This window comes from Salinivibrio sp. IB574 (assembly GCF_001996205.1).
Taxonomy (GTDB): Bacteria; Pseudomonadota; Gammaproteobacteria; order Enterobacterales; family Vibrionaceae; genus Salinivibrio; species Salinivibrio proteolyticus.
Genome location: NZ_MUFN01000008.1, coordinates 1 through 23,109, shown reverse-complemented (window position 1 = coordinate 23,109; position 23,109 = coordinate 1). Strand labels below are relative to the sequence as shown.

The 23,109-nt window shown below is 49.0% G+C and carries 21 protein-coding genes and 1 tRNA gene; 13 read left to right on the top strand and 9 right to left on the bottom strand.

Translation table 11 applies throughout. The features are described from left to right. Genes rsxD through gloA form a run of 5 tightly spaced genes read left to right on the top strand, consistent with a single transcriptional unit; the run spans nt 1 to nt 3,525 of the window. Nucleotides 1-1,080: an electron transport complex subunit RsxD gene (rsxD, locus tag BZJ17_RS05490; RefSeq protein WP_077640050.1), complete on the top strand. Its 1,080-nt coding sequence runs from the start codon at nt 1-3 to the stop codon at nt 1,078-1,080. Next, nucleotides 1,077-1,712 (top strand): electron transport complex subunit RsxG, encoded by a 636-nt coding sequence (gene rsxG / locus BZJ17_RS05485; protein ID WP_069590067.1) that lies wholly within the window; start codon nt 1,077-1,079, stop codon nt 1,710-1,712. Before rsxD ends, rsxG begins: the two co-directional genes overlap by 4 nt. Further along, nucleotides 1,709-2,410, top strand: a complete 702-nt coding sequence (locus BZJ17_RS05480) for an electron transport complex subunit E (RefSeq protein WP_198534098.1) — start codon at nt 1,709-1,711, stop codon at nt 2,408-2,410. Before rsxG ends, BZJ17_RS05480 begins: the two co-directional genes overlap by 4 nt. A gap of 12 nt (nt 2,411-2,422) precedes the next feature. After that, entirely contained in the window at nt 2,423-3,064 is a 642-nt protein-coding gene (nth, locus tag BZJ17_RS05475) for an endonuclease III (RefSeq protein ID WP_077640048.1), read from the top strand. Nucleotides 3,065-3,108: 44 nt separating this feature from the next. Continuing rightward, complete coding sequence (gene gloA, locus BZJ17_RS05470; RefSeq protein WP_069590061.1) at nt 3,109-3,525, top strand: lactoylglutathione lyase; 417 nt, start codon at nt 3,109-3,111, stop codon at nt 3,523-3,525. Nucleotides 3,526-3,611: 86 nt separating this feature from the next. Here the strand turns inward: gloA and BZJ17_RS05465 are convergent, their stop codons facing one another. Beyond that, entirely contained in the window at nt 3,612-4,496 is an 885-nt protein-coding gene (locus tag BZJ17_RS05465) for an OmpA family protein (RefSeq protein ID WP_077640047.1), read from the bottom strand. A gap of 150 nt (nt 4,497-4,646) precedes the next feature. Here BZJ17_RS05465 and rnt point away from each other — a divergent pair, with 150 nt between their 5' ends. The 3 genes from rnt to BZJ17_RS05450 all read left to right on the top strand — a co-directional run bounded on the left by rnt (nt 4,647) and on the right by BZJ17_RS05450 (nt 8,743). Beyond that, nucleotides 4,647-5,324, top strand: a complete 678-nt coding sequence (gene rnt, locus BZJ17_RS05460) for a ribonuclease T (RefSeq protein ID WP_069590057.1) — start codon at nt 4,647-4,649, stop codon at nt 5,322-5,324. Nucleotides 5,325-5,805: 481 nt separating this feature from the next. Then, the gene (locus BZJ17_RS05455; protein WP_077640046.1) at nt 5,806-7,107 is read left to right on the top strand and encodes a porin; all 1,302 of its coding nucleotides are present in this window, start codon (nt 5,806-5,808) and stop codon (nt 7,105-7,107) included. Between the two features lie 313 nt (nt 7,108-7,420). Further along, nucleotides 7,421-8,743 (top strand): Na+/H+ antiporter family protein, encoded by a 1,323-nt coding sequence (locus tag BZJ17_RS05450; RefSeq protein WP_069590053.1) that lies wholly within the window; start codon nt 7,421-7,423, stop codon nt 8,741-8,743. An 84-nt stretch (nt 8,744-8,827) separates the two neighbouring features. On the opposite strand, the gene BZJ17_RS05445 is transcribed toward BZJ17_RS05450, so the two are convergent. Further along, entirely contained in the window at nt 8,828-9,166 is a 339-nt protein-coding gene (locus BZJ17_RS05445; RefSeq protein WP_069590051.1) for a Grx4 family monothiol glutaredoxin, read from the bottom strand. A 283-nt stretch (nt 9,167-9,449) separates the two neighbouring features. On the opposite strand from BZJ17_RS05445, the gene sodB reads away from it, so the two are divergent. After that, a complete protein-coding gene (gene sodB, locus BZJ17_RS05440) occupies nt 9,450-10,034 on the top strand; it encodes a superoxide dismutase [Fe] (protein WP_069590049.1) in 585 nt (194 codons plus the stop codon). A 166-nt stretch (nt 10,035-10,200) separates the two neighbouring features. Here sodB and asd read toward each other — a convergent pair whose 3' ends face one another. Beyond that, nucleotides 10,201-11,322 (bottom strand): aspartate-semialdehyde dehydrogenase, encoded by a 1,122-nt coding sequence (asd, locus tag BZJ17_RS05435; protein ID WP_077640092.1) that lies wholly within the window; start codon nt 11,320-11,322, stop codon nt 10,201-10,203. A gap of 545 nt (nt 11,323-11,867) precedes the next feature. On the opposite strand from asd, the gene nhaC reads away from it, so the two are divergent. Further along, on the top strand, nt 11,868-13,295 hold the full coding sequence (nhaC, locus tag BZJ17_RS05430; protein ID WP_069590047.1) for a Na+/H+ antiporter NhaC: 1,428 nt from the start codon (nt 11,868-11,870) through the stop codon (nt 13,293-13,295). Between the two features lie 106 nt (nt 13,296-13,401). On the opposite strand, the gene BZJ17_RS05425 is transcribed toward nhaC, so the two are convergent. From BZJ17_RS05425 to yejK, 4 genes are all read right to left on the bottom strand, one after another. After that, nucleotides 13,402-14,793 carry a TRAP transporter large permease subunit gene (locus BZJ17_RS05425; protein ID WP_077455733.1) on the bottom strand — a complete coding sequence of 464 codons (1,392 nt, stop codon included), beginning with the start codon at nt 14,791-14,793 and terminating at the stop codon, nt 13,402-13,404. Then, nucleotides 14,790-15,362 (bottom strand): TRAP transporter small permease, encoded by a 573-nt coding sequence (locus BZJ17_RS05420; RefSeq protein WP_077640045.1) that lies wholly within the window; start codon nt 15,360-15,362, stop codon nt 14,790-14,792. The genes BZJ17_RS05425 and BZJ17_RS05420 overlap by 4 nt, the downstream gene beginning before the upstream one ends. 71 nt (nt 15,363-15,433) lie before the next feature. Next, nucleotides 15,434-16,414, bottom strand: a complete 981-nt coding sequence (locus tag BZJ17_RS05415; RefSeq protein ID WP_077640044.1) for a TRAP transporter substrate-binding protein — start codon at nt 16,412-16,414, stop codon at nt 15,434-15,436. A 218-nt stretch (nt 16,415-16,632) separates the two neighbouring features. Next, nucleotides 16,633-17,649: a nucleoid-associated protein YejK gene (gene yejK / locus BZJ17_RS05410; RefSeq protein ID WP_069590039.1), complete on the bottom strand. Its 1,017-nt coding sequence runs from the start codon at nt 17,647-17,649 to the stop codon at nt 16,633-16,635. Nucleotides 17,650-17,726: 77 nt separating this feature from the next. On the opposite strand from yejK, the gene BZJ17_RS05405 reads away from it, so the two are divergent. From BZJ17_RS05405 to BZJ17_RS05395, 3 genes are all read left to right on the top strand, one after another. Beyond that, nucleotides 17,727-17,945, top strand: coding sequence for a YejL family protein (locus BZJ17_RS05405; RefSeq protein WP_069590037.1), 219 nt, complete (start codon nt 17,727-17,729; stop codon nt 17,943-17,945). A 42-nt stretch (nt 17,946-17,987) separates the two neighbouring features. Further along, nucleotides 17,988-19,862 (top strand): DUF3413 domain-containing protein, encoded by a 1,875-nt coding sequence (locus tag BZJ17_RS05400; RefSeq protein WP_077640043.1) that lies wholly within the window; start codon nt 17,988-17,990, stop codon nt 19,860-19,862. Between the two features lie 107 nt (nt 19,863-19,969). Then, nucleotides 19,970-20,046, top strand: a tRNA-Pro gene (locus tag BZJ17_RS05395). Between the two features lie 43 nt (nt 20,047-20,089). Here the strand turns inward: BZJ17_RS05395 and BZJ17_RS05390 are convergent. After that, nucleotides 20,090-22,162: an alpha-amylase gene (locus BZJ17_RS05390; protein ID WP_108743784.1), complete on the bottom strand. Its 2,073-nt coding sequence runs from the start codon at nt 22,160-22,162 to the stop codon at nt 20,090-20,092. A 118-nt stretch (nt 22,163-22,280) separates the two neighbouring features. Then, nucleotides 22,281-23,109: EAL domain-containing protein (locus BZJ17_RS05385; RefSeq protein ID WP_131826798.1), on the bottom strand; the 829-nt coding region annotated here is incomplete at its 5' end.

The window sequence follows — 23,109 nt, the reverse complement described above, 5'->3', positions numbered from 1 at the left end:
GTGGCGTTTTTTATTGCTAGCTCTCCGCACGCCCACAACAAGCGCTCAACCAGACAAATCATGCTTACAGTCCTTCTGTGTGCGCTACCTGGTTTGGCGGCCCAGTGGTACTTCTTTGGTTGGGGAGTCATCATTCAGTTGGCACTTGCCATCTCGACAGCATGGGCAGCTGAAGCGGTCGTTATGCGACTTCGTCAACGCTCCCCGCTTGCTTATTTGCGTGATAATAGTGCGCTACTCACCGCATTTCTGCTCGCTGTGGCCATTCCATCGCTCGCGCCTTGGTGGGTCATCGTGATTGGTACGCTGTTTTCAATTGTTGTAGCGAAGCATATTTATGGCGGCTTGGGGCAGAATCTATTCAACCCTGCCATGGTTGGCTATGTGGTACTTTTGATCTCATTTCCTGTTCAAATGACCACTTGGCTTCCGCCAGAGAGTCTCGCCGCCTATCCACTCACCTTAGGCGATGCGTTATCTGCAATTTTCAGTGGTTTCACCTTAGACGGCTTTAGCGTTAACCAATTACGCATGACCGCTGATGGCATCACTATGGCCACGCCACTCGATACGATTAAAACAGCACTCGCTGGGGGTAAAACGGTCAGCGAAGCGCTTCAACAGCCTATTTTCAGTGCCATTGCTGGCGAAGGTTGGGCATGGGTAAATGCCCTATATTTGTTGGGCGGATTGGTGCTGATTCAACGCGGTATCATCAACTGGCATATTCCAGTTGCTATGCTATCCGCCTTGCTGGCCAGCGCGTTACTCGGCCATTTGATTGCGCCCGACCAGTTAGCCTCTCCGCTCGTTCACCTCTTATCGGGTGCAACCATGCTCGGGGCGTTTTTTATCGCCACGGATCCTGTTTCTGCCTCCACCACCGATAAAGGGCGTTTGTGGTTTGGCGGTATTATTGGGGTATTGGTTTTCTTAATTCGTACTTGGGGCGGTTACCCAGACGGTGTCGCTTTCGCCGTGATTATTGCCAATTTGTGCGTCCCTTTGATTGATTATTACACCAAGCCACGTACCTATGGCCACACCCATAAACGTGCAGAGAAGAAGTCACAATCATGATTGAAACCATTCGCAAACACGGTGGGATCCTTGCGATAGCGGCACTGCTCTCCACCGCGTTAGTTGCTATTACGCATACGCTCACCGAAGACACGATTCAAGAGCAACAACAAAGACAATTGGCGAAGGCTCTGAACCAAGTGATCCCTGAGTCAATGCACGACAACGCCTTACACAAGACCTGTCGTTTGATTCAAAATGCCGATGCACTAGGCACCGACGAAGCACAGCCTTTTTACGTAGCCACCCAAAATGACACAGTCACCGCAGTGGCCATCCAAGCCATTGCTCCCGATGGTTACAATGGCGCGATTAGCGTGCTCATTGGGATGGACGCCACCAGTCATAATGTACTGGGTGTGCGTGTTCTTGCCCACAACGAAACACCCGGGCTGGGTGATAAAGTCGATATTCGTGTTTCAGATTGGGTGCAAAGCTTTGCGGGTAAAAAAGTGACGGCAGAGAACGATAATCGTTGGGCTGTGCGCAAAGATGGAGGACAATTCGACCAATTTACCGGTGCGACAATCACGCCTCGAGCCGTGGTTAAAGCGGTGAAAAAGGCTGCTTGGTATGTCAGCCAAAATCAAGATGTACTGATCAATCAGCCGATTAATTGTGGAGGTCAATGATGAACGCCGCCCATAAAGAGTTGATGAAAAACGGCTTGTGGAGCAACAACCCGGCCTTCGTGCAACTGTTAGGTCTATGCCCGCTGTTGGCGGTATCAGCAACCGTTACTAATGCTCTCGGTTTGGGAGTGGCCACCCTCGCGGTCCTCGTCGGCTCAAACCTTATTGTGTCTGTCATTCGTGATTGGGTGCCCAAAGAAGTCCGCATCCCGATTTTCGTGATGGTTATTGCCTCTTTGGTAACCTGTGTTCAGTTGGTGATGAATGCCTATGCTTTTGACCTTTATCAATCGCTTGGGATTTTTATCCCGTTAATCGTCACCAACTGCATCATTATTGGTCGTGCAGAGGCCTTCGCCTCTAAAAATCCTGTAGGACTATCAATCAGTGATGGCTTTTGGATGGGAACAGGAATGACCGCCGCTCTCGTGATTCTTGGCGCCATCCGCGAAATCTTGGGCAATGGCACCTTATTTGATGGTGCTGACCTATTGCTCGGGGACTGGGCCGCTGAGCTCAGGATTGAGATTTTTCAATTTGACACCAGCTTTTTGCTCGCCATTTTGCCCCCCGGCGCTTTCCTTGCGGTCGGGTTTCTCATTGCGCTGAAAAATATTATTGATAAGCACTTGGCCAGCAAAACAGAAAAAGACCAAAAACCTGTTATCGAGCGCGCGCGGATCACAGGGAATCAGTAACTGAGTAGCACGATGAACAAACAAAAGCGTCAAGAGATACTAGAACGACTGAGAGACAATAACCCTAATCCTCAAACGGAGTTGAACTGGTCAACCCCTTTTGAGTTGCTTATTGCAGTGTTACTCTCAGCACAAGCAACAGACGTGAGCGTGAATAAAGCCACGGCAAAGCTCTACCCGGTAGCCAATACACCACAGGGGTTATTGGATTTAGGCGTTGAAGGCGTTAAACAGTACATCAAGACCATCGGACTGTTTAACTCAAAAGCAGAAAACGTGATTAAAACCTGCCGTATCTTGGTCGAAAAGCACCAAGGCGAAGTGCCTGAAAACAGAGAAGCCTTGGAAGCCCTACCCGGTGTCGGTCGTAAAACGGCCAACGTGGTGCTCAATACGGCATTCGGTTGGCCCACTWTTGCGGTCGATACRCATATTTTCCGCGTCTCCAATCGCACCAAGTTTGCTGTGGGCAAAAATGTGAACGACGTAGAAGAAAAGCTGCTCAAGGTGGTGCCAAAAGAATTCAAAGTTGATATTCATCATTGGCTTATTCTGCATGGACGCTACACCTGCCTAGCGCGCAAGCCGCGCTGCGGGAGTTGCATCATTGAAGATCTGTGTGAATACAAAGAGAAAGTCTACCCCGAAAGCTAACCGCTACAGGTTAGTGACTGGTAAACGAAAAAAGGAGCAACGTCATGTCGAACGGCAGAATTTTACATACCATGATCCGTGTAGGAGACCTTGATCGTGCCATCAAGTTCTACACTGAGGTGATGGGAATGCGCCTACTGCGCACCAATGAAAATGAGCAATACAAATATAGCTTGGCTTTTGTCGGCTACAGTGATGAATCTGAAGGGGCGGTGATTGAGCTCACTTATAACTGGGGCGAGAGCGACTATGATCATGGCAACGCATTTGGTCATATCGCTATTGGTGTCGACGACATCTACGCGACCTGTGAGCAAATCCGTCAGGCTGGTGGAAACATTACCCGTGAGCCAGGCCCAGTAAAAGGTGGCAGTACTGAAATTGCCTTTGTGACTGACCCAGACGGTTACAAGCTCGAGCTGATCCAGAACAAAAGCGCGTCTGCCGGCCTAAACGGCTAACTCACGCGGTTAATTACCACGACTTAGACCGTGGTGAGAATCGAAAGCCCAGCAGTCATGCTGGGCTTTTTGACATTCAATCAGGGCTACAGCAAGGTCCGTCCCAAAGAGATCACCACGCGTCGGTTCTTACTTCGCCCAATCGGGTCTTCATTATCCGCAATTGGACGTCGCTCCCCATAGGCTTCCACCGTAATCCTATCTTCAGGAAGTCCAAGAGACGTAAAATAGTCGCGTAGCTTTTTGGCTCGCCGTTCAGACATTTGCTGGTTAGCGGCACGTGTCCCACGAGAGTCCGAATACGTTGCCACAAGGATAAGATCGATATCGTCACTGTAACGAACAAACTCTGCAATCTGTGTCAGGCGGTGCATACTCGCTTTCGTCAGTTCATCACTGTTTTCCTGATACCGCAGCACCGTAAATGAAATATCTTCAAACGCATACGGCAGTAGGCTATTTAAGCAACGGCTAAACTCATGATATGGCGCACCAAACGCCACTGCAGACAGCGCAATATCAACACGCTGCTGTTGTCGTTGCCAATCTCGAAAGCTAAAGGTAGGGAAGCGCCCATCTTCTAATTCACTGAGCATCGCCCACGCCGTTTGTCCGCCAACATAACCATCAAATTGCTTGAAGAACTTCAGTTGATCCATATATTTCGCCGGCTCACCAGGCATCCAGTCTGCGGGCATAGAGAGCAAAGAAACATCTGCGGTTTTTCCCATCGGACGTTGCATATCCAGCTCAAAGTCTAAATTCATCTCTTTACTGGCGCGAGAGGTAAATGATGCTTGCCCATAGCGAGGGATGGTGTGCTCCAAGCGACACTCAATCGGCGTATCTATCGTGACCGTCCAATTAGACGCCCCTAATGGCGCGACGTAAAGCTTGTTCGCCCACACCGGTGACGCCAACCATAGGCCGCTGACTGCAAACACTATCCCGAGCACCGACGGGCGACTCATTGTCCTAAAAACCGATTTTCGCATCATACTCTCTTTACGCTTTAGCGCAGTGTGTAACTTAAGATATCGACGTGAGTCACGCCGACTTTAGCTTAACGCCGCGATTTGCGATAATCACGCTTTTATTCTTCCCAGTAAAGTGACGACTGCATGAGCCAAGATCTCGATCCAAATAGTCTTAAAGCCCGTTTCCGCGGCTATTTTCCTGTTGTTGTGGACGTAGAAACCGCAGGATTTAACGCAAAAACCGATGCTTTGTTAGAAATCTGCGCCGTCACCCTAAAAATGGATGAACAAGGCTGGCTGACCAAAGATAAAACTATTCACTTTCATGTCACGCCATTTGAAGGCGCAAACCTTGAGCCTGCGGCGCTCGAATTTACCGGTATTCGTGATCCATTTAGCCCACTGCGTGGCGCGGTTGATGAAGGGGAAGCACTGCGCGAAATTTTTAAGCTGATCCGCAAAGAGCAAAAGGCGGCAGAGTGCCAGCGCGCGATCATGGTCGCCCACAATGCAAACTTTGATCACAGCTTCGTCATGGCCGCCGCTGAACGCGCGCAATTAAAGCGCAACCCTTTCCATCCTTTTGCGACATTTGATACGGCAGCTCTCAGTGGGCTTGCGCTCGGGCAAACGGTATTAGCAAAAGCCTGCCAAGCCGCTGAGATAGCATTCGATAATAAAGAAGCACATAGCGCCCTTTATGATACTGAGCGCACCGCAGAGCTCTTCTGTGAGATAGTTAATCGCTGGAAACGCCTAGGCGGCTGGCCACTTGCCATCACGCCCGAGAACAGCGACGCATCGACCACATCGGAGACATAAGATTATTAATCCATGCATGACGCGACCCAATCGGGTCGCTTTTTTCACTCAGACACCTTCCCTCGACTCTGCGCTCTTAAGCCTTAAATACGCCCTACTCAGTTTGTTAACAATATGTTTGGCGTCACATTTTTGCGATCTAATTATCACCTTACCTAAACACTTCCACAGAGAGAACTTAAACAGGCACACAAAGCATGCGCAACAAAGCACAGCGAGAAAAAAGGCGTAAAATCAATAAAGATTTCACTAAATCACTGAGTAGAGTTTTTACTTAAAACGTCCAATACAAACGCATGCTAACAGTTATCGCATATCACTTAGTTTTCCCTTTTGAAACCTCCCTTTAACAAATAGCAAATCGGTGCCACTATTAGTCGTGAATAACATCCGACCACTTTTGTAGCTCAGAGAACATGGGCGCGGAAGGGGGCGGCCCCAAAGGACAAGAAGCTAAATTAATCAAGGAGTGAGGCGCGCTATGTCATCACTATTTAAAAAATCGCTAGTGGCAACCAGTTTATCTTTGCTAGCCGTGCAAGCTCATAGTGCCGGCTTCCAAGTGTCAGAAACCTCGGTATCCGGTTTGGGGCGAGCCTTTGCAGGTGAAGCCGCGATTGCGGATAATGCAGCAGTCGGCGCACGAAATGCTGCCGCCCTAACCCGCTTCAATACCACCGCGTTTTCGGGTGGCTTAAGCATTATCGCTCCTGATGTCCATGCGGATGTTCAAAGCGCCGGCAATGGCGCTATATCAAAAGCAATGTTGGAAGCTTCTGGCCTCTCTACTGAAGCACAAGACATTGCACCGACTGAGTATGTGCCTAGCTTTCATTTGATTCACCCTATCGATGATAAACTTGCGGTTGGCTTTTCCGCTTTCTCTAATTTTGGCCTATCTACTGAATACCCGAAAGATTTCGCGGCTGGCGTCGGTGCAGGGGATACAGCACTCGTCACGATGAACTTTAACCCTAATATCGCTTATAAACTCAACGATCAATGGAGTGTTGGTGCTGGTATCAGTGCAATTTATGCGGATGCAGAATTAAATCGGTTTGCCGGTGCTGCTGCCGGTATGATACCTGGAATTACGTCACCAACGGATCGCATCGCGCATCTTAAAGGTGATGGCTGGGGGTTTGGCTGGAACCTCGGCGCTTTATGGGAAGTTAACGAAGATAATCGTTTCGGACTTTCTTATCGTTCACAGTCTGATATTACCCTTGAGGGCAACTATGAAGGGCTAGCTACCGCTTCTGTAGGCAAGCCTGGGCAATCCGTATCAGGGGAGCTTGAACTCAACCTTCCCGAGATCATTGAGTTTTCAGGCTTCCATCAGTTAAATCAACAGATTGCCCTTCATTACAGTGCCATGTATATCGGCTGGGATAGCTTCCAAGAACTAAAAGCAACCAGCTCCGCGTCCAACTGTAATGATGGTACCGCTGGGCAGTGCTTACAGAAAGATGAAAACTGGGATAATAGCTGGCGCTATGCGCTGGGTGCTACCTATACCATGGATAAACATTGGGCGTTCCGTGCGGGTTATGCTTATGATGAGAGCCCTGTCAGTGCAGAGGATCGCACACTGAGTATCCCAGATTCTGATCGCCACTGGTGGAGCCTGGGCACGACGTACACCGCAAACGATAATCTCTCTATCGATGCAGGTTTTGCATACTTGGATGGTGACCAAGTAGACGGGAGCGAAGATGGCTTTGCTTTCTCAGCCGGTGGTGACGCGTATATCTACGGGTTGCAGTTGAACTACTTGTTCTAACCTCAATCAGTAAATACTCGTATCAAACGGCCAGCTTTATGTTGGCCGTTTTTTTGTTCATGTCGAAATAATAAAAACCTTTTCTGCTGCATCAATCAACCTGCCGCATAGGTAGACAATCAAGTAAACTGGCAAGCCAATTTTTTAGCGCTTTAGCGACCTTCACTTTTTTTGATGAAATAAAATAACAAAAAAAGTCGATTCCCCCTCGACACAGACAAATTTTTGCGCAAACTGGGTGGCTTAATTACAAAACCATAGATAGACCCCGCAGCATAGCTGCAGTCACAATGCCCATAACAGGAAAGTTTTCATGAACCCGGTAGTTATTTCGGTCTGTGTCATGCTGGCACTGGCGCTAATGCGCGTCAATGTCGTGGTTGCGTTGACATTTAGCGCCGTCTTAGGTGGATTGGTTGGCGGCTTGAGCTTGTCAGACACCATCAGCGCCTTTGAAGGTGGACTAGGTGGCGGCGCCACTATTGCTCTAAGTTATGCCATGCTTGGCACATTTGCCGTGGCGATTAGCCGCTCAGGGATAACAGATGTGCTCGCCCATGCGGTGATCCGTAAACTCAATGCACGCCCAACCGACGCTGCGACAACCACATTCAAGTATCTTGTCTTAATTTTACTCGGCTTACTCGCCATTTCTTCTCAGAACGCGATCCCCGTACACATTGCATTTATTCCTATTGTGATCCCACCGTTACTGCATGTGTTCCAACGCTTAAAGCTCGATCGCCGCTTGGTGGCTTGTGTGCTGACCTTCGGTTTAATTATGCCGTATATGGTATTACCCGTTGGCTTTGGTGGCATCTTTTTGAACAACATTTTGCTCAAAAACCTGAATGAAAATGGCCTCGATGTGGTTGCTGCTCAAGTACCAACTGCAATGTTGCTTCCCGCCGCTGGCATGGTCGTGGGCTTACTGATCGCCACTTTTATTAGCTATCGCAAGCCACGGCAGTATCAGGAAGGCGCAATTCTCGATGCCGAACCTGAAAACAATCAGGTTGAGTCACGAAATCTTTGGGTCGCTGGCGTCGCAATTGTCGCCGCTCTAAGCGTTCAGTTGATGGCGGGCTCAATGATTGTGGGCTCATTAGCCGGCTTTATGGTATTCACCTTTGGCGGCGTGATCCGCTGGAAAGACACCCAAGATGTGTTCACCAAAGGGGTCCATATGATGGCCATGATCGGCTTTATCATGATTACGGCAGCGGGATTTGCGGCAGTGATGAAGGCCACCGGCGGGGTTGAATCGCTCGTCAGCTCCTTATCTGGCTCAATTGGCGACAACAAGCCGCTAGCCGCGTTTCTGATGTTGGTCGTTGGCTTGTTGGTGACCATGGGCATTGGCTCATCGTTCTCGACCATTCCGATTATCGCAACCATCTATGTGCCATTGTCTTTGGCGTTTGGTTTCTCACCAATGGCGACTATCGCATTGGTCGGCACGGCTGCCGCGCTTGGTGATGCGGGCTCCCCGGCATCCGACTCGACGTTAGGTCCAACATCAGGGCTCAATGCCGACGGACAGCACGAACATATTTGGGATACAGTGGTTCCTACCTTTATCCACTATAACCTACCTCTGATTGCCTTTGGCTGGTTAGCGGCGATGGTGCTGTAATCGCAAAGGCCTCTGTCAGCGATAAAAAAGCCACGTTTATCAACGTGGCTTTTTGCATGCTTCAGCGAATGAGTGTCTTCTCAATCACTCATTTTCGCTCGCGTCACGACGCTCTGCCGCTTCTTTGACGAGTGGCTGTAACTCACCCTTTTGGAACATTTCCAAAATAATGTCACAACCGCCGACTAATTCACCCTCAACCCAAAGCTGTGGAAAGGTTGGCCACTGGGCATAAACGGGTAGTTCAGCGCGGATATCTGGGTTTTGGAGTACGTCTACATAAGCAAACTTTTCACCACATGCCATCAGCGCTTGTGATGCTTGTGATGAAAAACCACAACTTGGCAGCTTAGGAGAGCCTTTCATATACAGCAGAATCGCATTTTCTTCGATTTGCTGCTTAATCTTATCAATCGTTTCCATTGCTTCCTCGAACACTGTCTTTGAGTCTTACCCTTGATTCTACTTGCTAACCGATTGGAAAAAAATGCCTAAATCCATTGTGGGATTAGCAACAAAAATTTTGCCGCCATCCTTTTAATAAAGTAAAAACTTGCTAAACTAGGCGGAGCAAAACGAAAAAGAGTAGCCACACCGCCATGAGGTAATGTTTTACAGTGGTATCAGCTGAGAGCATTCCCTCTTTAGATACTGTCGGTGTCGGACTACAGGAAGCACTCCCCATATAAAAACGGAGATATAAGCAATGTCATTCCAACTACCTGAACTGCCTTACGCGAAAGACGCGCTAGAGCCACACATTTCAAAAGAAACCCTCGAGTATCACTATGGCAAACACCACAACACTTACGTGGTTAAGCTGAATGGTCTGATCGAAGGGACTGAATTCGAAGGTAAATCACTTGAAGACATCATCAAAACCTCTTCAGGCGGTGTCTTCAACAACGCAGCTCAAGTGTGGAACCACACCTTCTATTGGCATTGCCTAAGCCCGAACGGCGGTGGCGAGCCAACTGGTGAGCTAGCAGACGCAATCAACAAAGCGTTTGGCTCTTTCGAAGAGTTCAAAACTCAGTTCACTACCTCAGCAGTGAACAACTTTGGCTCTGGCTGGACTTGGCTGGTCAAAAAAGCGGACGGTTCTGTGGCAATCGTGAACACCTCAAATGCTGAAACACCAGTGACTCACGACGGTGAAACGCCACTGATGACTGTTGATGTTTGGGAACACGCTTACTACATCGATTACCGTAACGTACGTCCAGACTACATGGCTGCGTTCTGGAAACTGATCAACTGGGAATTTGTCGCGAAAAACTTCGCCGCTTAATGACGTAACGTCACATACCCAGTCAAAAGGAGGCGATTATCGCCTCCTTTTTTGTGGTTCGTGTTCATCATTACACAATGGCTAAAGCTCACCGGCGACGACCATTAAATGATGGGCAATAAAAAGCCGCCCAAATAGGCGGCTTGGTTTGGCGAAATAGTCATCATTAATCTTGCGCGGTTTCCGCTAAGATAATGCGCAGCGAGCGACGCAGTGGCTCAGCCGCCCCCCAAAGCAGTTGGTCACCCACCGTAAAGGCGTTGAGGAAATCATCACCCATTGCCAGTTTACGTAGGCGGCCTACTGGGATCGATAACGTGCCTGTCACCTTCGCTGGGCTCAAGTCAGTCATGGTCACTTCACGTTCATTAGGTACCACTTTCACCCAATCATTGTGCGAACCAATCATCTCTTCGATTTCATCCATTGGTACCGCTTTTTTAAGCTTCACCGTTAGGGCCTGGCTGTGACAACGCATTGCACCAATACGTACGCAAGTGCCATCGATAGGGATTGGATTGTCTTGTAGACCTAAGATTTTGTTGGTTTCAACAGTCGCTTTCCACTCTTCCTTGCTCTGACCATTATCACGTTTCACATCAATCCAAGGGATCAGTGAGCCCGCTAGTGGCACGCCAAAGTTATCGGCAGGGAAATCATCGGAGCGAAGGGTCTGGGCGACTTTACGGTCGATGTCGAGAATCGAAGTCGCGGGACTTGCCAGATCGGTGTTAACGGCATCGTTAATCACGCCCATTTGACTGATCAGCTCGCGCATATGCTTGGCGCCAGAGCCAGACGCGGCTTGATAGGTTTGTGCCGTCATCCACTCGACTAAACCTGATTGGTAAAGACCGCCTAGGCCCATTAGCATTAAGCTAACGGTGCAGTTACCGCCCACAAAGGTGCGTGTACCGCCGTGGATCCCCGCTTGAATCTGTTTAAAGTTAATCGGATCCAAGGTGATGATACTATCATCTGCCATTCGCAATGATGAGGCTGCATCAATCCAGTAGCCTTTCCAGCCAGCTTGACGCAACTTAGGATAAACCGCGTTGGTGTAATCCCCGCCTTGGCAGGTGATAATAGCATCTAGGGTTTTGAGGGCCTCAATGTCGTAAGCATCTTTAAGCATGCCCGCATCTTTGCCGAAATTCGGGGCCGCGATGCCAACTTGTGAGGTGCTGAAGAAGACAGGCTCAATATGGTCAAAGTCTTTTTCTTCTCCCATACGCTGCATCAGCACAGATCCCACCATGCCACGCCAGCCAATTAAACCTACTCGCATCATAATTTCACACTCCATGTTGTGTGACTGAACCAAACGCTTAACCAGATAAGCACGGTTCGGTCAGTGAAAAAACGCTTTTGATACTAACACGTCGATTTACGATAGTCAGGTCAAGGTCGTTAACTGTTCAATTCCTCATCAAACCAAAGGAATCCAGACAGACGTGTATGAAGACATTTAACGTATGCACGACGAAAAAACATACAGCCGGCAACAAAATGAAAACCGTATTTTAATCAATTTAAAACCAACTCTTTCCCCAGGGTTAACCTGAATACGGTAATCGCAACCTAATTCGCGGAAGACTCACATTACTGGCAAAAATGTTTCCCATCTCTTTGTGGTGTTAGCTAGAGTATGTCGCCTCACAAACGGAATAGGATACTGACACACGGAGAGTGATGTGAGTTTAGCCCTGGTTAAAGGGGGTAAATTGCGCAGGGAGTAGTCGCGTTATCACATTAGGTCCACCTTCCAATAATGATGTCGATACGTTCGCCCCACGGCTTTGCAAGGAGTGCGACGTGAAGAAGGTTAAGGTTATGACAACACAACAAGCAAGACTGCCATCAGTCTTTCAAGTGATTCTCTCGCTCGGTATATTTCTCGCGCTAGCGTTTTCATTTACGGCAAAACTCGATCTCCCGATCCAATTGGCCCTGTTTATCGGCTGGTTCGTGATCATGGTATTAGGCCTAAAACTCGGTCATCAATATAAAGACCTTGAGGCTGCTGCCACGAAAGGGATCTCAAATGGTTTAGGCGCTGTGCTTATTCTGCTTTCGGTCGGTGCCTTAGTCGGTACATGGATTGCAGGCGGTATCGTTCCAACCATTATCTTCTATGGTCTAAAAGCAATTCACCCTTCTATTTTCCTTCTTGCGACCATGTTGATTTGTTCCCTCACCGCATTGGCTACCGGAACCTCTTGGGGCTCGGCAGGTACAGCCGGCATCGCCATGATGGGCATTGGACAAGGGTTGGGTATTCCTGCCCCCATGACCGCAGGCGCCGTGCTTTCTGGTTGTTACTTTGGTGACAAAATGTCGCCGCTCTCAGATTCGGTGATTTTGGCCTCATCAATGTCAGGCGTTGAGATCGTTGAGCACATTAAAGGCATGCTGCCTATTGCACTGATCAGCTACATCATCACCGGTATCCTCTTTACCGCTGTAGGGTGGCACTACGCGGGCAACGTGGACATGGGCCAAGTTGAGACCGTGATGTTGGCCATGGAAGATCAATTTGTCATCACCCCGCTCTCTTTCATTCCAGTTTTGGCGGTATTGGTATTGCTTGCGATGCGTCTACCCTCGTTCCCTGTGATTAGCTTTGGCTCGTTACTGGGTATTGTATGGGCTGTGATGCTGCAAGACATGACTCCCGTGCAGGCAATCAACACCGCGTGGGCGCCTTTTCACATCTCCTCGGGCGTCGATTTTATTGATGCCATCTTAAACCGTGGCGGCATGGAATCGATGCTGGGCTCGGTTGCGGTGATCGTGTTTGGTCTTGGTTTCGGCGGATTGCTGGAAAAAGTTGGCGTTTTACATACCATCGCAAATCTGTTTGAGCGTCGCGTTAACAGCGCAGGTAGCCTCGCCACCTCAACCATTGGTACGGCGTTTATGGGGAACATTTTTGGCTCAGCGATGTATGTATCACTGATTCTGACACCAAAAATCTGTGCCAAAAACTACGACCGCTTAGGTTATCAACGCAAAAACCTATCGCGAAATGCTGAGTTCGGCGGCACGCTGACATCAGGCATGGTGCCGTGGAGTGATAATGGTATCTACATGGCCAGCATTCTGGGTGTTGCAACCCTGTCTTACGCCCCGTTCATGTGGTTAAGCTTTGTGTGTATCGCTGTCACCATCGTAACCAGCTACATGGGATGGTTTGTTGACAAAGTAGATGACAAACAAACTGCGGCGGAAACCATGACGCCTGCAGCAGAGAAAGCATAATCTTTTTTTGTCACGCGGCGAAGCACGCTCGCCGCGGGCAATCTGAAGATAAAGAAGGCGCCGAATCGGCGCCTTCTTTGTTTGCATACCAAGTACTCAACTCTCGCTAGCGCAATGAATCGAGGTACTCAGGTAAAAAGAGCGAAATTTGCGGAATGTAGGTAATCAGCATTAAGAACACCAGTAGCAAGCTTAGCCAAGGCAGCGCCGCCTTGATTGCCCAACCAATGGACTCACCAGTAATCCCCGCCGTCACAAATAGGTTTAGCCCAACCGGTGGGGTCAGCATCCCGATTTCCATATTGACCACCATAATGATCCCCAAATGAATGGGGTCGATGCCCAACTGCATGGCGATAGGGAACAAAATCGGCGCCATAATCAACAAAATCGCCGACGGTTCCATAAAGTTTCCCGCAATCAATAGCAGAATATTGACCACGATTAAAAAGCCCCATGCAGGCAGCCCCCATGCCACAATGCTTTCAGCAATGGTATGTGGAATACGCTCAGTGGTCAGAACATGAGCAAACAACATCGCATTGGCAATGATAAAGAGCAGCATAATGCTAACCTTGGCGGCATCTTTTACCACATGGGCCACTTCTTTATCGGTTACCGATCGTATCATCACCCACGGCAGCTGGACGATATTACGCCCCCAAGCACGAATTGATGACTCGCCCTCAACACGCCACGGGGTGTCTTTCAGCGGTCCGATATCACGGTATCCCCACACACTTACCAACCATGCGTACACAGCCGCAACTGAAGCCGCTTCAGTCGGGCTGGCTATGCCACCATAGATAGAGCCCAACACAATGATGATAAGCATGAGTCCGCCCATCGCTCGCGCCCCTGAGCCAAGCACTGCGCTAACGCCTGGGAAAGGTTGCGAGGGTAAACCTTTAATGCGTGCGACAATGTAAATCGCGACCATCAGGATCCCGCCCATCATTAAGCCCGGAATAAAGCCTGCCATAAACATCTTCGAGGCAGACACTTCCGTTGCCGCCGCATATACCAGCATCACAATTGACGGTGGGATCAATATCCCCAAGGTGCCCGCATTGGCGATTACCCCAGCGGCAAACGCTTTTGGATAGCCTGCTCTTACCATCCCAACAATCACAATCGAGCCAATGGCTGCAACCGTTGCAGGCGATGAACCAGAGACTGCTGCAAACAGCATGCACGCCATAACAGATGCCATCGCTAATCCACCACGTACATGGCCAACGCAATCAACCGCAAAATTAATTAACCGACGCGCCACTCCTCCAGTTGAGAGAAAGGCAGAAGAGAGGATGAAAAAAGGAATCGCCAACAGCGTGTAATGGTGCGTCGTCGCTTCAAAAAGTTTCAGAGAAATCGAGGCCAGGGAATCATTGGAGAACAGCAAAATAGTACTGACACTCGATAACCCCAGCGCAATGGCAATGGGCATGCCCATGAACATGCACAAAAACAATAACCCAAACAAAACCGCAATGGTCATTTTGATTCCTCCTTGCCTTCCACTGGGCGGCGTGTTGGCATACCCTCAACACCTTCTTCAGCGAGATGCATGCTCTCCTTCGCTTCATCAGCAAAGCCAAAACCCAGACGCTTGCCTTGAATGACTTCGATAGCCACAGTGATCATGCGCAGTCCAAGCAAAGCGAACCCGATCAGCAAGCACAGCATGGCTTTCCACTTTTCTATCGGAATATCTTCCATTTCAATCGCAATCAGCTTCATCTTGCTCAGGTAAACCCAACTGCCATAGAAAAACAGCACGCAGTACACCATGGCGAGCGCCAGTGCAATTAAGGTCATTGTCTTTTGCAGTGACGGTGAAAAGGTTTTCACCAAGGCATCTACCCCAATATGCGCGCCTTCTCGGATCCCCCATGACGCGCCAATCAGCACCATCCAGGCCGATAAATACAAGGTGGCCTCTTGTGCCCAAAGTAAGCCTTCGTTAAAGAAGAAACGCAGCACCACCTCCACAAAGACCAACAAGGTCGTCGCCACCAGCAGTAGCCCAATGACGGTTTCTTCGAATCGATGCAAGAACTTGATCATCCTACACTCCCTACGGATGAACCCGGTCAGACCGGAGATAAAACAAAAGCCGGGGTATCCCCGGCTAGATATTATTGATTGGCTTGTACCGCCGCTTGAATCAAGTCAGCACCAATCTCATCCTCAAATTGCTGCCACACTGGCTGCATAGCTTCGACCCACTCACCGCGCTCTTTATCGGTCAAAGTGAGAATTTGGCTGCGTCCTGAGTCAATGATCTTCTGGCGGTCATCATCTGCTTTTTGTTGCGCAATTTGATTGCCATAAGCCACTGACTCATCCAACGCTTTTTTCAGCACTTCACGGTCAGCATCTGGGAGTTGCATCCAAAATTCCGCCGAGGTGGTAACCATGTAATCAAGCACACCATGATTTGAGGCTGTGATATAAGGCTGAACTTCAAAGAACTTCTTCGAATAAATGTTTGACCAGGTATTCTCTTGGCCATCAATGGCTCGGGTTTGTAGAAGGGTAAAGACTTCTGAGAAGGGCTTTTTAAGCGGCACCGCGTCTACCGCATCAAATTGTGCCGCCAACACATCCGAGCTCATGATACGGAATTTTTTACCAGACGCATCACTCGGTACCCGCAGTGGCTCACTGGCAGACAATTGCTTGAGGCCGTTATGCAAATAGCCCAGCCCGATCATGCCTTTACCTTTGACCGACTGCAGCAACGATTGCCCCGCATCTGATTGCTGAAAACGGTCAACCGCTTCCATGTCCTCAAACAAAAATGGCAAATCGAAGACTTGGAGTTTTTTGGTGTACTTGGAGAATTTAGATAAAGAAGGGGCAATAAACTGGACATCACCAAGTAGGAGCGCTTCCATCTCCTTGCCGTCACCAAACAATTGTGAGTTTGGGTACACTTCCACTTCGTATTTGTCACCAATACGCTCAGCGACAAGATCTCGGAAATGCAGCGCCATTTGTCCTTTGGGCGTGTTTTCTGCCACTACGTGGGAGAACTTAATCACTTCAGGAGCAGCGTGAGCTGCACTCGCTAACGTGACCGATAGTGCAATTGCAGACAATGTCAGCTTTTTCATTGTTCAACCTCTTTCCTTGTGCCAGTGAGGTCACTCATGACATTTGAGTGACGTTTAAATAACGTTTCATTTACGTTTTAGGCACTCAAGGTCAATCTGTGAACAAGGAAGAAGGAACAATTCAGCGTGAATCGACGAAAACGGGATCGGACCAAAAAGAAATGGGTGAAAATTCACCCATTACTAATTAGCCTCATCGATCACTTTGGTCTTGATGATTAGTCGTCGCGACTGGTTAATCGTCGCTGCAGTTGATCACGCAGATTAGGCGGGGTGCCTTTGATAGTCAGGGTATCGGTCTCTGGATCATAAAAGACGCGTTCACCTAACAGCATGGCATCGAAGTTTACCGATAAGCCGCCACCAGCCCCTACAAATTTGGTAAGTTTACGCATGGTCGTCCGATCGGCAGGAAATTGCTCTTCAAGCTCATAACCTTGTTGATTGGCATACTGGTAGAAATCGACACCGTCAGGTGTTGGCGGTAATTCTTGAGCAAGCTCTTTCACTACCACTTCATCGCCTGATTTAAGTTGATCATTACAATAATCAAAGACCTGCTTGCGATACGCGTTCTTTTCTTCTTTTTCCAAACGCGCATCATCGCAGTAATCTTCCACGGCCTGCATCAACACTTGGTTTTGCTGTTTACTGTCCATGCCCACTTGCGCTTGCAAGAAGTCGAGGAAAAAGTCAGCAATTTTGCGTCCGACTCGGCCTTTGATGAAGGACAAATATCGGTTGGAGTCTGCGTCAGTCTCCCATGTGGAGAGATCGATGCGCGCCGCAATATCCATCTTACTCACGTCAAGGTACTCAGTCGCATTGACGTCAAGCTCATCCGTCACCCGCAAACTGTGCTTAGATTCGACCACTCCAATAAACAGATAATCGGTCGCAAGCGCACGATAATGCGCCATGATTAATGTACCGCTGTCGGCAAAGGGGTACTTAGCAAGTTCATTACGCAAACGTTCGACAGCTTTTTCAGAAAAAGTGCGAAAGTCGAGGGCTTGGTCACGATATTCCTTTAACCACTGCTGAAATTCACTGTCAGTGTCAAATAAAGCAAACCCTTTGCCTGCTTTTGCGTGATATACCCGATGTACATCGGCCATCAGATTGTCAGTTTGATCGTTGAGCGGTAACGGTCCGTCACGAAGATGAACGTTAAGCGAATCATCATCTTGCTTAACGATTTGATGCAATATTACGTTAGAAAGCGTGAGGCTCATGATTGAAAAGATTTTCAGTAAGACTAAAGTGTGGGTTATTATACGCAGCTTTAGTTTTATTACGACAAGACGAATTTATGCCTGTAACTTCAAAGTATGACGACAAACAAGTGGAACGCATCATCAGTGATGTTGTCAATGTGTTAGAACAACACGATGCGTCAACAGATTTGTCGCTCATGGTGGTCGGTAACGTCGCCACCAATATCCTGAATCAGAATATTCCTGCCGCGCAACGTCAGGCTTTTGCCGAGAAATTCGCCCAAGCGTTGTTGTCTTCTATCGACAAACAATAACGCACCGTGCAGCAGCATCTTAAAAGAGAAGAATAAAGACGTATGGTTGATAGCGGAACATCGTATCGTGACAAAGTATCTCAGCTGATTAGCTGGGGGCATTGGTTTAGCTTTTTTAACATCATTGCCGCTATGTTGCTTGGCACACGCTATATCAGCCAGTCAGGATGGCCCGAAACACTGTTAGGACAAACGTACCTGATTTTTAACTGGGTCGGCCATTTTGGCTTTCTTGTGTTTGCGTTGTACATACTGATCATCTTCCCGGCGAGTTTTATCATTCCCTCACAGCGCTTAATGCGCTTGTTTGCCGTACTGGTGGCGACCACGGGTATGATGGTGTTGCTGCTCGATATTTATGCCTACGAAACCCTCCACCTCCATCTTAACCCCTTGGTGTGGGAGCTGTTGTTAAGCGGCGAAAAAACTGACATGAATGCACACTGGCAATACCTCTTTGTTGCCGTGCCAGCTATCTTTATTCTCCAATTAATCATGTCAGAATGGGTGTGGCGTAAACTTCGTAAACTGACGCGCAAGCGCATCGGGATCCCGGTCGCGACCGTGTTTGCAATCTGCTTTATTTCTAGCCATCTGATCCATATTTGGGCCGACGCATTTATCTATAGTCCCGTGACTGCGCAACGCTCGACCTTCCCTGTCTCCTATCCAATGACAGCGAAGACCTTTATGGAAAAATATGGCTTGCTGGATAGGCAAGAATACCAACGTCTCCGCGAACAGCGGGGTCAGGAAAATAGCGAAGTCATTCGCTATCCCCTAGAGCCTCTCGCGTTTGCACCGGATGCGAGTAAATATCAGAAAAACCTATTGATGGTAATGATCGAGGGGCTGCGCGCCGACATGCTCAACCCAGTGACCATGCCGCATCTTTACCAGTTTGCCAATGAGAACCTGTGGTTTAAAAATCACTTCAGCAGCAGCAATGACGACATGGCTGGGCTGTTTGGGCTCTTCTATGGTCTTCCTGGCAGCTATGCACAAAGTGCACGCACGGAAGGCCTGCGTCCGGTACTCATGAATACATTGAATAATCGTCGCTACCAGATTGGACTATTCAGTGGCGATGGTTTTACCAATCCAATTTATTACCAAAGTATCTTTAGCGCCGACTTACAAAGCGATGATCTGCCCGAGCTCCCCGCTTGGCAAGCCGATGCCGAAGCGGTCTCTCAGATGCAAGAATGGCTTGCGGCGCGTGATACATCGCCTTGGTTTGGTTATCTGGAGCTCGCTACCGTGAGTGACTACGAGCAAAGCGGTGACTATCCACAACCATTCCAGCCGTCATTAGATAGCGCGATGGCCGGCGTCGATACCCAAACGGCGCTGGTATTGAAAAACAGCTACAACAATGCCGCGCACTATATCGATGATCAGCTTGGCGCTTTATTGGAAGACTTGAAACAATCGGGACAGCTCGAAAACACAGTGGTTATGATTACGTCCAACCATGGTATGGAGTTTAACGAAACAGGTTTAAATACATGGGGTTCCAATACCAATTACAGCCGTTATCAGTTGCAAGTGCCCTTGGTCATGCATTGGCCAAACCAAGCCCCAGAACAAATTACCCATTACAGCAGTCACCTAGATGTGGCCCCCACCTTGATGGAGTCCATGCTGTCAGTGAGCTCACCCGCTGAAAACTACAGCAGTGGGACCAATTTGTTCGAGCTGAAAAATCGCCCGCGTAAATGGGTTATTGCTGGAGATAGCCGTGATATCGTGGTCGTGCAGCCACAAAAGACCACGGTGGTAGACAAATTCGGTAACTATAAAGTGTATGACAAGCACTATACCCCTTTGCCGGAAGGTAAACCGCAGCTGTCTGTATTGATGCAAGTCATGCATGAATTGAAGCGTTTCTATCACCCAGAAGAGCATGACCGTTAATTTCAATCACGAAGTGGCGCATTAATAGCCAAACGATTGAAAAACAGGAAAACAATGCCGTTGAGTAATTGACAGCTGTGAAGGTGATTCGTAATATAGCGCTTAGTCGGTCTGTAGCGCAGCCTGGTAGCGCACTGTCATGGGGTGTCAGGGGTCGCTGGTTCAAATCCAGTCAGACCGACCAATCTTCTCGCCCGCCACTCTCTGAGTGGCGGGCTTTTTCATTTCTACGGTTCGCGTGTAGTTCGACCGACAAAGGCGGCAACAATGGTGTCATCGCCTAGCTGTCGGGAAAAGACATAAGCATTGTTTTGGGCAATGGCCCGATGTACCCCTGCGCCTACGGCGGGATGCTGCTGTCTAAACTGAGCCACCTTACGCCAATGGGCTAACAAACGCTGTTGCTCTGGAGTACGTGACCACACCATGTCAGATCGCGTGCCCTGATGGAAGTCGTCTCCATAGGGACCCAAGTCTCGCCCAACCTCATCGCCATAATACACTTGAATAGCCCCCGGTGTGAGCAAGAGTGCATTAGCCGCGCCGCGTTGCATCGCCATATCTTTGAAGCGGCTAAAGAACAGCTCGGTATCGTGTGACGACATATAGCTCACTGGAATAAAATCCGCTTCGTTTTGCATGGTTTGGGCGTAAGCATGATAAGTGTCTTCCATTTGGCTAAGACAGTACGCACCTTTGTCCATCTGTTTTTGCAGGTCAAAGTTGATGAGCGCATCAAAACCTTGATCGAAATACGGGCTGCGATAGGCGCTGTGGCCCCACACTTCTCCCATCATCCAAAAAGGCGCGCCGGACTGCTGATGCTTCTGTCGCCACGATGCCAAAGCGGCACTGGCTTTCTGTTTGAGCGCTCGCCAGATCTCACCATCGACATGTTTAACCGTATCGACGCGAAACCCATCTATCCCAAAGCGTTCAACCCACTGAGTTTGCCACTCAAGTAAATAATCGCTAACCGTATAGCCATCTTGGGCTTTTACACGTGTGCCAGGGTTATCGAGCAACCACTGAGGCGGCGTCACTGACTGAGTCGATTCAGTTTTAAAGTCAGGAAGCCCTGCCAAAGTCAGGGTTTGATCGCTCGATCCGGGTGCATCGTAGCCCGGTAGTCCCGCACGTACCCAATCTTTACCCCACCAGTGCTGCCAGTTTGCGCTTTGATAATCCACCGCTTGGTGAAAATCATGCCAACTTTGCCCTTTTTTGGGGTGCCAATCTTGCCATTGCGTTGGTAACGCGTCCGCATTCACCACCTCAATGCCATCTTGTTGTAAGTCAGCTAAGGTGGCGTAACCAGGATGGTTAACCACTGCATCAAGAAAGACCTTCATGCCACGTTGATGTGCGGCCTCTACCAGTTTTTTCAGCACCGCATCATCGCCAAAGTTTTGGTCTACTTGCGTAAAGTCTCGCGCCCAATAGCCGTGATAAGCATAAAAAGGAAACGCGCCTTTACTGCCGCCCCCAACAAAGCCGTGTACCTGCTCGACAATGGGTGACAGCCAAATCACATCCGTACCCAGTGATTGAATATAATCGAGCTTTTCGAGTACCCCCTGTAAATCACCACCATGGAAGGTACCAATGTTCTGTTGATTATCGGCGTGGCGACCGTAGCTGTGATCATTGCTTGGATCGCCATTGTGAAAGCGATCAACCATCACAAAGTAGATATTGGCATTGCGGTAGGTAAATGCCTGAGGTTCGCGCTCGGTCGGCGCTAATAATATCAATCCACCGCTATTTGATGCTGGTGTCAGCGTCACCTGATGGTCGCGAACACGTACAACCTGACCGCTGAGCGCCTCTTTCAATAGTGTGCCATCGGCGAATGCCTCACCAACAGTAAGGGTGACAGGGCCACCGCGATAAACTGGGCATTGCACATCAGGCAAAGGCCGTTTAAACACAGTCGCGTTTTTTTTAGGTTCTCGCTTAATACTCAGTGTGTGGGTGCTAGGATCGAAATAGAAACCATAGTCACCGGCAAAGCGAATATTAACCTCAAAGTGGCTCTCCGCGTGGCACGATAAAGGAATTGGCGTGTTGAATTTGACGCGGCTCGGTGAGGTCGCGTCGCATTCACCGTCAAGCCCACTGACCGAGACCTTGTAAGTGTTTTTACCCAATGAGAACACAGTGGGATGCTGGTCAGTAAGCGGCCCATCCGTTTGCGTGGTTGACGTTGAAACTGTGATATGTGGCGCTGCAGACACCGAGGCTGAACAAGCAACCGCCACAGCCAGCGCAATGCGCCGCCAAGAAAATAAGGGGATCATGATCGTGCTCCTTGCCATTTTCTACTAGGGTAAAAAAACAGCAAGGTGATAACATCATTCTTGGCGCTCAGCCCTAAAAGTGTGAGGGCTAACCAGAGAGGGCGGAGTTAATCGGTTTTCATAGACTCTCATCAATGCCGAATAGCTCGGCGATCTCGTCTGCGGGCACAGGTCGGCTATACAGAAAGCCTTGTCCGAAGGTACAGCCCAGCTCACGCAATATCGCTTGTTGGTGAGTGGTTTCAATCCCTTCTGCCACTACGCCCATGCCGAGACTATCGGCCATTGCGATCATCGCAGACACGATCGCCACTTCCTCTTCATCCGGTGCTTCACTTTGGATATCTTTGATAAAGTGTCGATCGATTTTCAACTTAGAGATCGGGTATCGTTTTAAATAGGCCATCGACGAATACCCAGTCCCAAAGTCATCAATCGCAATACCCACCCCTTTTTCTCGTAACTGCTCCAACACTTTCAGTGCACTGGCTTGATTTTCAATTAGGGTGTTTTCGGTGATCTCCAACTCGAGAAAGCGCGGATCGGCGCCCGTTTTTTCCAGTGCTTCAGCCACGACCTGCGTAAAGGTAATATCCGCTAGATTGCGTGGTGAGATATTTACCGCCAACGAGACCATCAGACCCGAATCTTGCCACTGTTTTAACTGACGACACCCAGTTTCCACCACCCACTGGGTGATATCGTGAATAATCGAGCGCTCTTCAGCCACATCAATAAAATGAAACGGCGAGAGCACGCCTCGTTCAGGATGGTGCCAACGCAGCAGCGCCTCAACACCAATAATGTTGCCGGTCACAAGATCCACTTGTGGCTGATAGAAAAGCTCAAGCTCTTCGTTTTGCACGCATTGCCGTAGCTCGACCGCTAAGCGCAATTTATTGTTGGCTTCGACGGTTAGCGCATCATTATAAAACGCATACGTGTTG

Bases quoted from the DNA above. Each gene is read 5' to 3' on its own strand.
- rsxG (WP_069590067.1), top strand. From the start codon at position 1,077: ATGATTGAAACCATTCGCAAACACGGTGGGATCCTTGCGATAGCGGCA.
- BZJ17_RS05480 (WP_198534098.1), top strand. From the start codon at position 1,709: ATGATGAACGCCGCCCATAAAGAGTTGATGAAAAACGGCTTGTGGAGC.
- gloA (WP_069590061.1), top strand. From the start codon at position 3,109: ATGTCGAACGGCAGAATTTTACATACCATGATCCGTGTAGGAGACCTT.
- BZJ17_RS05465 (WP_077640047.1), bottom strand. From the start codon at position 4,496: ATGAGTCGCCCGTCGGTGCTCGGGATAGTGTTTGCAGTCAGCGGCCTA.
- rnt (WP_069590057.1), top strand. From the start codon at position 4,647: ATGAGCCAAGATCTCGATCCAAATAGTCTTAAAGCCCGTTTCCGCGGC.
- BZJ17_RS05455 (WP_077640046.1), top strand. From the start codon at position 5,806: ATGTCATCACTATTTAAAAAATCGCTAGTGGCAACCAGTTTATCTTTG.
- BZJ17_RS05450 (WP_069590053.1), top strand. From the start codon at position 7,421: ATGAACCCGGTAGTTATTTCGGTCTGTGTCATGCTGGCACTGGCGCTA.
- BZJ17_RS05445 (WP_069590051.1), bottom strand. From the start codon at position 9,166: ATGGAAACGATTGATAAGATTAAGCAGCAAATCGAAGAAAATGCGATT.
- sodB (WP_069590049.1), top strand. From the start codon at position 9,450: ATGTCATTCCAACTACCTGAACTGCCTTACGCGAAAGACGCGCTAGAG.
- asd (WP_077640092.1), bottom strand. From the start codon at position 11,322: ATGCGAGTAGGTTTAATTGGCTGGCGTGGCATGGTGGGATCTGTGCTG.
- nhaC (WP_069590047.1), top strand. From the start codon at position 11,868: ATGACAACACAACAAGCAAGACTGCCATCAGTCTTTCAAGTGATTCTC.
- BZJ17_RS05425 (WP_077455733.1), bottom strand. From the start codon at position 14,793: ATGACCATTGCGGTTTTGTTTGGGTTATTGTTTTTGTGCATGTTCATG.
- BZJ17_RS05420 (WP_077640045.1), bottom strand. From the start codon at position 15,362: ATGATCAAGTTCTTGCATCGATTCGAAGAAACCGTCATTGGGCTACTG.
- BZJ17_RS05415 (WP_077640044.1), bottom strand. From the start codon at position 16,414: ATGAAAAAGCTGACATTGTCTGCAATTGCACTATCGGTCACGTTAGCG.
- yejK (WP_069590039.1), bottom strand. From the start codon at position 17,649: ATGAGCCTCACGCTTTCTAACGTAATATTGCATCAAATCGTTAAGCAA.
- BZJ17_RS05405 (WP_069590037.1), top strand. From the start codon at position 17,727: ATGCCTGTAACTTCAAAGTATGACGACAAACAAGTGGAACGCATCATC.
- BZJ17_RS05400 (WP_077640043.1), top strand. From the start codon at position 17,988: ATGGTTGATAGCGGAACATCGTATCGTGACAAAGTATCTCAGCTGATT.
- BZJ17_RS05390 (WP_108743784.1), bottom strand. From the start codon at position 22,162: ATGATCCCCTTATTTTCTTGGCGGCGCATTGCGCTGGCTGTGGCGGTT.